At 57.7% G+C, this 12,888-nt stretch carries 12 protein-coding genes; 8 read left to right on the top strand and 4 right to left on the bottom strand.

Annotated elements, in window-relative coordinates:
* Positions 1-53: 53 nt before the first annotated feature.
* The 6 genes from AC3WVQ_RS34640 to AC3WVQ_RS34615 all read left to right on the top strand — a co-directional run bounded on the left by AC3WVQ_RS34640 (position 54) and on the right by AC3WVQ_RS34615 (position 5,622).
* Positions 54-968 (top strand): DUF6929 family protein, encoded by a 915-nt coding sequence (locus AC3WVQ_RS34640; protein ID WP_113080029.1) that lies wholly within the window; start codon positions 54-56, stop codon positions 966-968.
* A 123-nt stretch (positions 969-1,091) separates the two neighbouring features.
* A complete protein-coding gene (locus tag AC3WVQ_RS34635; RefSeq protein ID WP_110819467.1) occupies positions 1,092-1,580 on the top strand; it encodes a peptidase associated/transthyretin-like domain-containing protein in 489 nt (162 codons plus the stop codon).
* Between the two features lie 10 nt (positions 1,581-1,590).
* Positions 1,591-2,199 carry a ferric reductase-like transmembrane domain-containing protein gene (locus AC3WVQ_RS34630; RefSeq protein WP_246810501.1) on the top strand — a complete coding sequence of 203 codons (609 nt, stop codon included), beginning with the start codon at positions 1,591-1,593 and terminating at the stop codon, positions 2,197-2,199.
* 378 nt (positions 2,200-2,577) lie between these two features.
* Positions 2,578-3,087: a PTS sugar transporter subunit IIA gene (locus AC3WVQ_RS34625; RefSeq protein WP_060529277.1), complete on the top strand. Its 510-nt coding sequence runs from the start codon at positions 2,578-2,580 to the stop codon at positions 3,085-3,087.
* A 179-nt stretch (positions 3,088-3,266) separates the two neighbouring features.
* Positions 3,267-5,045, top strand: a complete 1,779-nt coding sequence (locus AC3WVQ_RS34620) for a cation:proton antiporter domain-containing protein (RefSeq protein ID WP_110819464.1) — start codon at positions 3,267-3,269, stop codon at positions 5,043-5,045.
* Positions 5,046-5,460: 415 nt separating this feature from the next.
* A complete protein-coding gene (locus AC3WVQ_RS34615; protein WP_492383542.1) occupies positions 5,461-5,622 on the top strand; it encodes a Thivi_2564 family membrane protein in 162 nt (53 codons plus the stop codon).
* A 611-nt stretch (positions 5,623-6,233) separates the two neighbouring features.
* Here the strand turns inward: AC3WVQ_RS34615 and AC3WVQ_RS34610 are convergent.
* The 3 genes from AC3WVQ_RS34610 to AC3WVQ_RS34600 all read right to left on the bottom strand — a co-directional run bounded on the left by AC3WVQ_RS34610 (position 6,234) and on the right by AC3WVQ_RS34600 (position 8,650).
* Positions 6,234-8,012 carry an SLC13 family permease gene (locus AC3WVQ_RS34610; protein ID WP_113080031.1) on the bottom strand — a complete coding sequence of 593 codons (1,779 nt, stop codon included), beginning with the start codon at positions 8,010-8,012 and terminating at the stop codon, positions 6,234-6,236.
* Between the two features lie 164 nt (positions 8,013-8,176).
* The gene (locus AC3WVQ_RS34605) at positions 8,177-8,299 is read right to left on the bottom strand and encodes a hypothetical protein (RefSeq protein WP_029742645.1); all 123 of its coding nucleotides are present in this window, start codon (positions 8,297-8,299) and stop codon (positions 8,177-8,179) included.
* 51 nt (positions 8,300-8,350) lie between these two features.
* On the bottom strand, positions 8,351-8,650 hold the full coding sequence (locus AC3WVQ_RS34600; RefSeq protein ID WP_348646839.1) for a hypothetical protein: 300 nt from the start codon (positions 8,648-8,650) through the stop codon (positions 8,351-8,353).
* Positions 8,651-9,523: 873 nt separating this feature from the next.
* On the opposite strand from AC3WVQ_RS34600, the gene AC3WVQ_RS34595 reads away from it, so the two are divergent.
* Positions 9,524-9,784, top strand: coding sequence for a hypothetical protein (locus tag AC3WVQ_RS34595; RefSeq protein ID WP_113080032.1), 261 nt, complete (start codon positions 9,524-9,526; stop codon positions 9,782-9,784).
* 234 nt (positions 9,785-10,018) lie between these two features.
* On the opposite strand, the gene AC3WVQ_RS34590 is transcribed toward AC3WVQ_RS34595, so the two are convergent.
* Complete coding sequence (locus tag AC3WVQ_RS34590) at positions 10,019-10,756, bottom strand: NYN domain-containing protein (RefSeq protein ID WP_034800491.1); 738 nt, start codon at positions 10,754-10,756, stop codon at positions 10,019-10,021.
* Positions 10,757-11,675: 919 nt separating this feature from the next.
* On the opposite strand from AC3WVQ_RS34590, the gene AC3WVQ_RS34585 reads away from it, so the two are divergent.
* Positions 11,676-12,782 carry an AI-2E family transporter gene (locus AC3WVQ_RS34585; protein WP_113080034.1) on the top strand — a complete coding sequence of 369 codons (1,107 nt, stop codon included), beginning with the start codon at positions 11,676-11,678 and terminating at the stop codon, positions 12,780-12,782.
* Positions 12,783-12,888 lie beyond the last annotated feature (106 nt).

Below are 12,888 nucleotides of genomic sequence, written 5' to 3'. Positions count from 1 at the left end.
CGCCTGCAGCTTGAGAACAGACACGCAAGGTCGTTTCGAAGGAGCTATCGGCCGTGATCAAGCTTGAGAAGGTGCGCGATCTCGACATCGATGTGGGCTCGGCTTCCCGTTCCTTGCACCTAAGTGCTGCAAGCGGGCTGCAATGCCTGGGTGCGGCGCTCTATGTGATCGCGGACGACGAACTTCACCTTGGAGTGTTTCCGGTTGCTGGCTCAGGTCGAGGTCGCTTGATCCGTCTGTTTGACGGCGAACTGCCCGAGACGAAGGGCGACCGCAAGAAACGCAAGCCCGATTTGGAAGCGCTGACCGTTCTCCCGCCTTTCTGCGACCTTTCGTATGGGGCGCTCTTTGCGATCGGTTCTGGATCGCGGCCCAATCGTAAAAAAGGCGTTCTGCTCGGTCTCGATGCGCAGAGCGCCATCTCCACACCTCCCAAAAACGTTGATCTCTCATTCATTCTCGATCCGCTCGCGGGGGAATTTGGCGAGCTCAACATCGAAGGCGCAGTGGTTGTCGGTGAAGAACTTCTCTTGCTTCAGCGCGGCAACAAGCACCGCAATGACAATGCCATCGCTCGCTACCCGCTGCGTGCGGTGCTCAACGCGCTTTCGAACGATCAAGTTGATCCGCTGGGGCCCTCAGCGGTCGATCGCTTAGATCTGGGCGCCATCCAGGGAACGCCCTTCGGTTTTACGGATGCGGCAGCCTTGCCCAATGGAGACATGGTCTTCAGTGCCGTGGCCGAGAATACGGAGAACGCCTATCTTGACGGTCCGTGTCTTGGTGCGGGCATTGGAATTGTCGACGAGCGAGGCATGCTTGTTGCCTTTGAACTACTCGAATACCCGCACAAGATAGAGGGCATACATGCCACCGAGGGCGACGGGGCTGTGGAACTTCTTCTTGTGACGGATGCCGACAACCCCGATATCCCTGCGGGCCTGTTTTCAACACAGATCGCCCGGTAGTTGGCTGACGCTCTCGCCATCACGAAACCGTGCCCTCATTTGTTCGCCGCCTCGATTGGTCGGCGACCGAAAAGGCGCTAAGTTTCCACTCCGTTCATCATCGAATTCGGGAAGGAGATCGGAATGTCTGGCATCCGTTTCGAGCGCCGAACCTTGCTTGCCGCTGGCGCTGCCTTTGCTGTGGCAGGGCTTGCAAGCCTCAAGTTGCCTGCCCGTGCCGCGGGGCTTGCCGCGACCCCCTCGATGCGCGGGGGAGCCAACAACTACATGCCCGGTGCTCCGATCGTCGAGCGCATCGGGGGCGGCGGCTTCTGGATGTCGGGCACGGTGCGTCGGGCCGGCGACGGCACCCCTCTGGCGGGCCAGCGCATCCAAATTTGGGCGCATACCACCGAAGGCAGCGAACGCGACTGGCACAGTCACGGGGCGACGCTGACCGACGCCAACGGCGCGTTCCGGCTTGAAATGCCGCAGATCGTGCCGGCGCTCGGCCAGGCACATGCGCACCTCACCTATGACAGCGGCGAGTACGAGACCGTTTTTCTTCGGCCTTTGCTATCTAGTCCGAAGGACACCAGCCTCGAGGCACATTTCGTCTTGCAGCCGGCCTGAGCTCGCTTTGTTGCACTTGGCCCGCCCTCTGCTGATCTGGACCGGCCTGGCGTTTGCGATCATCATGCCGATGACTTTTGCCGCGACGAGCGAATATCTGGCCTCGCGCGACCCGGTCTATATCGCGGCCGGCTTTGCCGGCGTGGTGGCGCTCTGCCTCGCGCTGGTGCAGCCGCTGCTCGCGGGCGGCTGGCTTCCCGGCCTCCACTTGCTGCGCGGACGGCGGGCCCACCGCGCGGTGGGCGTCATCCTGATCGCGGCGGTTGTCGTTCACGTCGTGGGCCTGTGGATCACTAGTCCACCCGATATAGTTGACGCGCTGCTGTTGCGCTCGCCGACACCGTTTTCTGTCTTCGGTGTCGGCGCCATGTGGGCACTTTTCGCCGCCGCATTGTTCGCTGCGCTCCGGCGTCGCTTCTCGGCGCATGTCTGGCGGGTGGGCCATAAGAGCCTCGTCAGCGTCGTCGTTTTTGGCGGCGCCGTCCACGCTCTCTTGGTCGAGGGCACGATGGAGACGACATCGAAGGCCGTGCTTTGCGCTCTGGCGATTGCCGCAACCTTGGCCGCGGTGGCAGCCTCCGGGCGGCGCGCAAAACGGCATGCTCTCGGCAAGAAATGAGCGTCTGGAACCCGGACGTCGTAGGATCGAATGCTCGTGTCGTCGGACTTGGGAATCGCTTATCGCGGACGATTGCTGTCGTGGCAAGCGACTGCGACTTTGTGTTGGAAGGCTTGCCGCGGCGCATGGACAAGCTGCGGGTTGAAATGGCGGCCATTGCAATGGCGTTGAGCGCTGGGGGACGAATAAACACCTGATGCCGACCGACCAACCGAAGTGTCGGCCGCGGTGTGCTAGTGTGTTCTGGTTTGCTGGTTCCCGATCGAATGCAGCGCCATAGCTTGAAATCGGAGGGACGAGGCACCAGTTCAATTTTGGGCCATAGGGAATGAAACCAGCCCGATCTTTGCCCGGCAAGAGAGAAGCGGTGAAGAAAAGATGAATGGTAAAGACCTCCGCTTTGAAGATGACTTGATGCTCGGCGTGCCGGCGAGGGGCGGGCGGGCGGCTCTCCAAGCTATTTCATCTCACCTGGCGCAGCGCACGCGCGTCCCACCCGATGTCATTTTAGATGGCCTGCTTGAACGGGAAGCTCTTGGTTCCACGGGTTTCGGGCAAGGCTTTGCCTTGCCGCACGCGTTTATTCCGGGTTTGGTAGCTCCGACCAAAGTCCTTGTTACCCTGCGCGAACCGATCGAGTTCAACGCACCTGACGACGAACCAGTCGATATATTGCTCGCGGTGATATGGCCCCACGGCCAACATGACGGCTTCTTGCAATTCCTCTCCAAGCTTTGTCGTGTCTTTCGCTCAAGGAAGCTGTTGGCCGCCCTACGAGGGGTACGATCTGAAGCAGAGGCCTTAATCGTGATTTCGGCGAGCGCTTCTAAAGCTGCTCTAAATGCACAAAGCTCTGTTACGGCCTCATACGGCCCGCTCGTGCGGTAGATGACCTGCTAACGTCACGAAACCATTCGTCTGGGCACGGAGCTGTCGCAGCGCCAGTCTTGGATACCACACTGGGGACATCCCTCTGAAAATGAGAGTAGGATCCTTCAGTGGAGGAAAAGAGATGCAAGTCGGCTTGTATGAGCCCGTCACTCTGAGCCAAGGGGTGTGAGCTATCGATGACACCAGGACCAGAAAATTACAAAGAGCTTCTGCTTTTTCTGACGACGGCCGGCGTCATTGTACCACTGTTTGGGCGATTGAAAGTGAGCCCGGTTTTTGGTTTTCTCGCAGCCGGCATCCTGCTTGGTCCATTCGGTCTTGGAGCGCTCGTTGGAGATTGGCCGTGGCTCTCGGCAATCTCTATCACTGACGCTGGGCAGATCGCGCATCTTGCGGAGTTCGGCGTGGCGTTCCTGCTTTTTATGATCGCGCTCGAGCTGTCGTGGAGCCGTCTTCTGCTCATGCGCAAACTCGTCTTCGGATTGGGTGGCTTGCAGGTTCTCACCGCGACAGGCATCCTCGCGGCGATTGCGGGCTTGCTGGGCCAGACACCGGCTTCAGCGGTGGTGCTGGGCAGTGCGCTCGCCATGTCGTCGACGGCGATCATCATACCGTCGCTTGTTGAGCGCAGACTGCTGAACACGACGGTTGGACGGGCCAGTTTCGCCGTACTGCTCTTCCAGGATCTCGCGGTGGCGCCTCTTTTGTTCATGGTGACGATTTTGGGCACACGTGGGGGGACGGGGCTCGGTGCCGGCCTGTTGTATGCTCTGGCGCCAGCCGTTGTAGCGCTTTTCGCGATGGCGGGCCTCGGTCGCCTCATTCTGCGCCCTTTGTTCAAGCTGGTCGCAACGACAAAAAGTAACGAATTGTTCGTCGCTGCATGCCTGTTGGTCGTAGTTGGCTCCGGTCTAATCACAGCCCTCAGTGGTCAGTCGATGGCGCTGGGTGCTTTCGTTGCGGGTCTCTTGCTCGCTGAAACCGAGTATCGTCGTCAGGTCGAGGTTACCATCCAACCGTTCCAGGGACTTTTGCTTGGGCTTTTCTTCGTCTCCGTGGGAGCTCGCCTGGATCTATCCGAGATCATTGCCAACCCTGTCGTCACCCTTGGCGTCGCCATCGGCCTTTTTGCCACAAAGGCTCTCACCCTTTTTCCCATCGCGCGCCTATCAGGACTAACGACCCGCAATGCCGGCGAGGTCGCGCTTGTATTGGGACCTGGTGGCGAGTTCGCATTGATCCTTATCGGTGCTGCTGTGGCCGGCAATGTGGTCCCTGGTGCCGTTGCCGCCACTGCCACGGTTGCGGCAACCTTAACGATGATCGGCGTTCCCTTGCTGGTGCGACTGCTAGACCGCGACCGGGCACCTGCCGGTGCGGTCGATCCTTCGTTTGCAGGATTAACGCCTGAGCATGACGACGGCTTGGAGCGTGTGATCGTGGTTGGATATGGACGTGTCGGGCAACTGGTCGCTGAGATGCTCACGCGACATGGGTTGAGGTTCCTGGCGGTCGACGCCGATCCCGTGCTTGTCGGCAAGGAGCGAGGGCGCGGCACCACGATCTATTATGGCGACGCCACCCGAACCGAGTTGCTTCGACGCTGCGGAATCCAGAGTGCTCGCGCGCTTGTTGTGACCTTGGACGATGCCGAGGCAGTGGCGTCTATCGTCTCTTCTGCAAGATCCGAGCGGGCGGATCTCACTATTGTCGCGCGCGCACGAGATGCGGTGCACGCAACTGAATTATACGAGCTCAAAGTGACAGATGCGGTGCCAGAAACCATCGAAGCCAGCCTCCAGTTGTCGCAGGCGGTGCTCGTTGGCATCGGCATTCCCATGGGGCCAGTGATAGCCTCCATTCATGAACGTCGGGATGAGTTTCGCAGGATGCTACAGCCAGAGGACAGTTCTGGCAGGGAACGGCATGCGATCCGACCGCGAAAATTGACGTGATACGAAATCACTCCAAAGCACGGGGAAATGTTCCGGGGCTGCCATGGAAGAGCGGGTATCTCACACGTAGGGATAAGAATTGTCGAAGTCGGCTTATCGTCAGGCGGCGTGTATCAATTTGGTATTACTTGACCCCTTTTCGATCATCGATCTATATTAAAGCTGCTAGCGAAAACAAACCTTCGCGATTGTAGCTTACGTGGCATCAATAAGGTTAAGGTTCGGGTTTCTGCCGCTCGAAAGTTTCGAGTGCGTTGAAACCATGTGCTTCCTCTGATGTATGCCGATATCAATCTACGTAAGACTATTTAGACTGTGGGCCTAGATACTAAGAGCATCGCTGACGTTCTCTTTTTATCGGCGCATGATCGGTGTTGCGCTGCCGGCAGGCGGTTCCTTCGAAGGAAACCTGGGCATGTCCATCATAATTAGCGTCCTGGTCACGGCCCTTATCATCCCCTTGTTGCTGTATCTTGTGCAAAAACTTCCGATTGACTCGACGATGAAGCAGATGGCCCAGATCGTTGTTGTAGTCGTCGGCATAATTCTATTGCTCAGCTCTCTGGACGTATTCTGATCATTGCACTAGCTTGCCATTACTCGATCCAGACGACGGTTCGGCCAGGAGTTGCTCACTGCCCGCCTTTGCAACGAAATTGAAGCCGGTGTTATCGAGACTCTATTGTGAAGGTTGCCGCCCGCGCCGTGAAACTGCGTTTTTGGGGCCTGTCCAGACGAGCTAATATGGACGCTGTTGGCTGCCGGAAGCCTCCTCGCCGGGTTCGGCTTCACCATGGCTCTGTTCCTGCCGAGCTTCTGATTCCGTCAAGCTCGGCATTCCCAGCGCTTCCGTCATCTCTGCAGCCCTGGGTATCCTGGCGCTGAACTGGCTGATATCTCCTGGCAGTTGTCGTAGCTCGCTCCATCGGCGCCGCTCCGCGTTCTATTGTCTGGGTCGGCGATTGCCTGCCCTCAACTCGCGAGAGACGCGGCCGGGCATAGTAGCACCCCGTCTACGCGATGTTCGAACAGCCACCCCTCGAGTGCGGGAGTAAGACCGCATACATTCGGCTTAACTTGAAAAGCGGAATAATAATTCCGCGTCTGAGGTGCTCGTCTCCCGTGCCACCGGCAGACCTTAGGTGCCACCACGGTGAACCTGAAAATGGAATTGAAACAACGCTTGCGCTAAAGGGGCGGCCAAAACCACAGGATCAGAGGCACGCCCAGCACGACCACAATGAACGAGAGCGGCAGCCCCAACTTCCAATAGTCGCTGAAACGATAACCGCCGGGTCCCAACACCAAGGTGTTGCACTGGTGCCCAACAGGCGTAAGAAAATCACAAGCCGCCCCCACCGCGACTGCCATCAAAAAGGCGTCCGGATTGTAGCCAAGGCGCTGAGCAAGGGTGACAGCGATCGGCGCGACGACGAGAACGGTGGCTGCATTGTTCAGGAACGGTGTTGCGGCCATTGCGACCACCATGATCATTGCAAGGGCCCCATAGGGAGGCAACGTGGCAGCAAGTTGAGCGAGGCCGCCGGCGATTAGGTCGGCACCACCGGTCACACGGATCGACTCGCTGACCGGAATGAGAGCGCCCAACATTATCAGTATGGGCCAATCGACAGCCTCGTAAGCTTCCCGAAGCGAAAGTGAACCGAGCATTACCGTCAGCACGGCAGCCGTAAAGAAGGCCGTGGAGACGGGCAGCAGGCCGAATGCCGTTAGCATCATGGCACCAGCCAGGACCACCACCGGCATCAGGCCTTTTCGGGGGTTCCCCAAGCGGATTTCGCGTCCGACCAACGGAAGAAGTCCGAGTTCCATCAACCTGGTCGGGAGAAGCACGAGATCGCCCTTCAAAACGAGAACGTCGCCTGGTCTTAACACGATGTCGCGCAATCGATCAGTGAATCGTTCGCTGCTTCGGCTTACCGCGAGTAGATTGATATTGAAGCGATCATGCAGCGCCAAACGTTTGGCGGTTTGCCCGATCAAGACTGATTTCGGGCCGATCACTGCTTCAATTCCGGCAATCTCCTCATCGGCTCCCTTTGCTTCCGTCGGGCGGTCGTGCCCCTCAAGTTCCAAACGCGCACGACTGATGCCCCGTTCGAGCGCCTGAGGGTCTCCTTCCAACAGAACGATATCGCCTTGATGGAGAATGACCTCCGGCAGGGGCATCAGCGGTTCGACCCGATTGCGAATGAGGCCAGTGACCAGAACCTCCTCGTCCAACAAGATCGACAGGTGACGGATCGACTTGCCGATGACGGACGAAGTCGCAGTGATGCGGGCCTCTGTCATGTAGTCGTTAATGTTCAGCGCCTTCTCCATTGTCGCGGCCGCCTTGCGCTCCTTTGGAAGCAGCCGGTAACCAAACGCCAGAAAGATCACGCCCGCTGCGGCAAGCCCTATGCCGACGGGGGTGAAATCGAACATGTTGAAAGGGCGGCCCGTCAGTTCCTCGCGCATCCGGGAGACGACGATGTTTGGCGATGTTCCGATGAGAGTCGTGAGACCGCCAAGCAAGGAAGCGAACGCCATAGGCATGAGAAAAGACGACGGGGAGGCTTTCGACCGGCGCGCCATCTGGAATGCGACTGGGATCATCATCGCCAAAGCGCCGATGTTCTTGATGAAGATGGAGAGAACCGAGACAGTCGTCACGAGAATGACAACCTGACCCTGGACAGAGGTCACGCTTGGCGCCGCCCGATGGAGGAGTGCCTCTATGACGCCACTTCGCTCAATCGCGGCGCTGACGACCAGCGCGCTGGCTACAACGATGACAATGTCGTCGCCGAAGCCGGAAAACGCTGCCTTGTGGGGCACTATCCCGGTGAAAACTGCGGCAAGCAACGCGAGAACCGCAATGAGGTCGTAGCGGAGCCGTCCCCAAATGAAAGCGACCATCAGGCCGATCAGAATGGCGAAGGCGAAAGCCTGAGCCTGTGTCATGGATAAAGTCCCGACCAACTCTTCCCAATGCCGGGCCCATTTTACTCGCCTGAAAGAGCTAATGTCTGGATTGCTTACCAGCTTTTTTCAAAGGCGCGGCACCCCGAACGTCCATCCAGGACGTTTTCCAGCCTCGTAGCCCGGATGCACGCATGATCAGGCGACTACAGGATGCTTCCGAAGAGGACCGAATAGACAATCACTGCAATCGCCAGCGTAAACGCAAGCGATACCAACAGGCGCGTGAAGTCGTACGTAGAGAAGCGGGCGGGAATGAGGTTTTTCATAACGATCTCCTATGTTTCGTCGAGATTCCCAACGAGCCGCGTTACCGCGCTTCACGATAGTGCGCGACTGCAACTCGTGCTGACCTTGCTGACGACGTCAGCTGGAACTTGGATGTTGGCCATAATGCTCGCTACGAGTTCGTCACGCTTCGCACGATTGGCGTAGCCCTGAAGCGTTGCGAGATCCGTGCTGGTGGCAGTAGCCATTCGTCCAGCGGTGTCTGAACAGATGCCGGCAAAGGCGTCCACTCTGGCCGTTTCTGCCGCCAGATTGCTGGCAGTCGTAGTGGTGAGCCATCCCGCATTGAAGCCGATGATTGGGCTGAAGAAAAGCCCGACCACCAAACCAATGGCGTAGGGTTTTGCATGTTAAAGGATTTGTCCGAAGGTCATGGATTAATTCCCTTTAATCAGGTGATTATCGGGATCGTTGCGGGCCCGCGCTCCGACCAGGAGCCAATGGCAATCCAGATTTACTACAGTGCGCTTTAAAAGATTTAATGTAAACAACCAATTCAATTGTTCATTAAAAAGTACGTTTCAAATAATTATCGTGCATAAATTTGAGCCGAAAACGACCGCATATCGATTTATCAGTGCTCGTATATTTATAGAGTCTGGACGTATTTTTCGATAAAACAGATTAGCAATTAACAAACAAAGTAAAGACGTATTCAAGGCATAGAGAGTTTTGATTGCTTTTGGCGCAAGATTGGCTTTTTGCTTTACCAAACTTATCGATCTCGATTTCGCATATTCACCTGCGGCGCGCTGCGCAGTGATTGACGCCAAACGGCCCGATCCCGGCTGAATCTCGCCCACGTATGCCGCAGAAAAGGAGGGCAGCGTGTTGCCCGGACGAAACATCGAAAGTCCATTTCGACCGACCATTTTGGATGCTAGACCTCGGCGAGATAGTGGCACCTGGCGAATAGCCGCAATCTTGCCGTCACCCTAACCGTATCGGCAACGTTAAAGTGTCACCATCGATCCCGACCGGTCTGTCAGTGGGCCATAGAGATCGCGCAAATATTTCACCCCGTGCGGCGGAAACGATCCACATCGCCAAATCCGCTTCAGGTACATCTCGCCTCGGTATCGCATCCGCAATGATGAACTCGGCCACGAGCAAGAGAGCAACGAAAGACAATCCGCAGCCGATGAACAGGGCATGGCGGCCGATAGCAGAGCAGTGTCGCCAGTCGTGGTACATCGGCTGCCGCAATGAAAAGCAAACACGAAGAACACGCGTTCGTCATCAGCGCATGGGAATCCGAAGGGGGGGCGCCGAACAGGTCTGAACAGCTCGGTCAGTATGGTCGCCGTTTCGACGGAGACGGAACCTATTCGATTTATCACCTCTTCACGGGAAAGACCGCAGAAATAGGCACCTGGAAGATGGAAGGGCTCAGCCCTAAAAATGCAGCGCGAGCGCTGCGTATTCTCAATAGCCCCAAGCTGGCCGGCAGTCGCCTCCGCCCGTGAAGAAACATTCGCAGCGTGTGTTGATAGGAGGCGCTGCGGCCCGGCGTCTGCCCAGCATTCCATCGGCCGAAGCCCTACTACGTTCGGAGATCGCTATTCCATGCTCAGAGCCCGCTGCGGAGCCGATACCGCCGGTTGCACTCCCAGGCGTTACCGGAGCTCTGAACCCGGCGACGTCAACGGCTGACTATGTCGTCCGATGCGAGTATGTTGGAGGGCGTATGCCTGCAATCTTTACTGTGCCTTGGTACCTTGCTTCAGGCGAATGCTGACGGGCCGGCCCTCCGCATGCTGGACCTCGAACTTGTTTGTCTTTCGGATGAGGTCGCTGAGCTTTCGAAACCCGAAGGTACGCGGATCAAAGTCTGGTGCCAAGTTGAGCAGTTGCTTGCCAACAGTACCGAGGTTTACCCAACCTTCCTCGGTTTCTTCTTGGGCAAGAACTTTTTTTATCAACGGCACGGCGGCGCTCACCGGTTGCAAGGACTTTGCGGCTGATGCGGTATCCTGTTCGTCTTTCCCGGCGTCTGCGAGCAGGTTCTCAGTGTAGATGAATCGGCGGCAGGCCTGCCGGAAGCTCTCCGGAGTCTTTTGTTCGCCAAAGCCAAAAACGTCGATGCCCTGCTCGCGAATACGGGCGGCCAAACGCGTGAAATCGCTATCGGACGAAACGAGGCAGAAACCATCAAAACGACCACTATGCAGCAGGTCCATGGCGTCGATCACAAGCGTGATATCTGATGCGTTCTTGCCGGTAGTGTAGGCGAACTGCTGCTGGGGAATGATCGCGTGTTTCGCGAGCACATCCGCCCAGGCCTTGGAACGCGTGCCCGAGAAATCGCCGTAAATGCGGCGGACACTCGCTTCCCCGATCTTTGCCACCTCTTCGAACAACCCGTCGGCGATCTTTGCCGAGGTATTGTCAGCGTCGATAAGGACCGCCAGGCGTGGTGATCGAGGCTCGAACGGCATGCTTTGCTCCCCTTGTCCAATCATCAAAGCTTAGCAACCGCTTCGCCATAGCACTATCCGGCTTTCCAGCCAGCACTCTTTTTCACCCGCATCAACGCCATCAGCATCGGGCCGAGGGAGAATTCCCCCGCCGCGCTTTGCCGATCAGATCCCTGAGATAGCCGCCCGGCGAAACTGATATACCCCGCCCCAAGGGTGATCACGCTTACATTTATGGAGGCGTAGTCCGGCAATTGGACCTGGTCCTTTGGAGATGCGAAAGGTCATCGAAGATGATTGTGCGGCTCGACGGAGGGCCTATGGCGGCAAGCCGCTAAGAGAAGACGGGAAACGTCATGGGCGATGGTATCAACGGCGTCTGGCGTCGCGCCAAATAACACTTCTGAACAATGGCGAGCGGGTTTACCGTCGCCCACCGCTGGGGCCGGAACGAACGCGCATTTGGCGCGTTACATCCTACGTTGGAGTACGGCAGGAAATAGCATCGTCAATCATCCTGATCGACGATAACCAGGTACTCCCAAGAGGCCCCGATGGATATCACCACACTACTCATCATCGTTCTCGTTGTTCTCTTGCTGGGGGGCGGCTGGTACGGTCGCGGTCGCTGGTATTGAGCCGTTCGTCACGGGCGGGCACTCCCCTATCCTGGACTGATCGAATTTCTCGAAGCGATCCCTTTGAGGCCCATCGTGACCGGATCGCAGCCTTATGGGTCAGTGAGTTCCTCCTATTGCGGTCACGCGCATCCCTAGCTCCGAGAGTGTTTCAGCAACGCTCGTCGGAGCTACTCGTTCTGAACCTCTGACCGCTGCCAGGTTTCAGCGTTTCCGCAGTGTCCGTCCAATGCGACTTGCCATGCGAGGCGTCGCCCCGCTTTCTGGCAAAACGCGATCGGTCCAGAGGAGGCGGATCGGTAATGTTAGATCTTCGCAGCTGGATAGGCTCTTTACTCGCTCTCGGTGCGCTTACACTTCTATTTGTCGGCTGCGCGCTGGTCCTTTGGCCCTTCCTGTCGGCCTTGCTATGGGCTGCGGTTATCTGTTTTTCGACGTGGCCTCTCTACCGCCAATGCGAACGTGCCGTCGGAGGATACCGTGCCGCTGCCGCGGCGATAATGACGATGGTGGTGGTCTTTGCTTTGGCAGCACCGCTTGCATTCCTTGTGACCGCGCTCGTGGACGACATAGAGAACCTGGCAGAAGCGATTACGCAGGTCCTGGAGGAAGGGCCTTCGGCGCCACCCAACTGGGTCAACGGTCTACCCATCATCGGCGAAGGCGTCGCGGCCTACTGGGAGAACCTCGCTCACGATGCTCCAGCGTTCATAGCTGAGCTCAAGAAATTAACAGGCCCAATCACGGATATCGCGCTTTCAGGCGGAGCGGCCCTCGGCGGCGTCCTGATTGAACTTGCCCTCAGCATATTCATCACCTTCTTTCTTTTTCTGCATGGTCGTCGCATGATCGGCTTCATGCGCCAGATCAGCGAGCGCGTTGCTGGCCCGCGGTCCAAGAGGCTGCTGACGGTCATCGGTGCGACCGTAAAGGGGGTCGTCTACGGGATGATCGGAACCGCGCTTGCGCAGGGCTTGCTTGCCGGTACCGGCTTCTGGATCGCCGGTGTGCCCCAGCCCGTATTGTTGGGTTGCCTAACTTTTGCGCTGTCATTCGTGCCGGGTGGTCCACCGTTTCTTTGGGTGCCGGTGGGGCTTTGGCTTCTGCTCCAAGGTTCCATGGGCTGGGCGATTTTCGTCGGCTTGTGGGGTTTTCTTCTTGTCAGCAGCATCGACAACTTCCTGCGGCCGTACCTGCTCAACCAAAACACCAATCTGCCGGTGTTGCTCAGTTTGTTTGGACTGGTTGGCGGGGTGCTCGCCTTTGGGTTGATTGGGCTCTTTCTTGGACCCACATTGTTGGCGGTCGCGTACAATCTGTTTCTCGAGTGGGTGGCAGCCGAGATCGAGGGACGGGTCCAAGCAGCCTCCGGCTTGCCCGTGGATTTGGAAACCAACTCGAAGAACTGAGCAACGTTGTAAATCTGGCCTTGCTGAAGTTCCTGTCTGGCTGGGCGCTTCTCACCGGCGGCCCGGCGATAACAATGGCCTGGCAGTGACCTCATGCTTTGCCTGT

Source organism: Ensifer sp. EB106-05-01-XG146, assembly GCF_058791875.1.
Note: the sequence above shows the minus strand (reverse complement) of the source record. Positions and strands in the feature narration are given on the sequence as shown.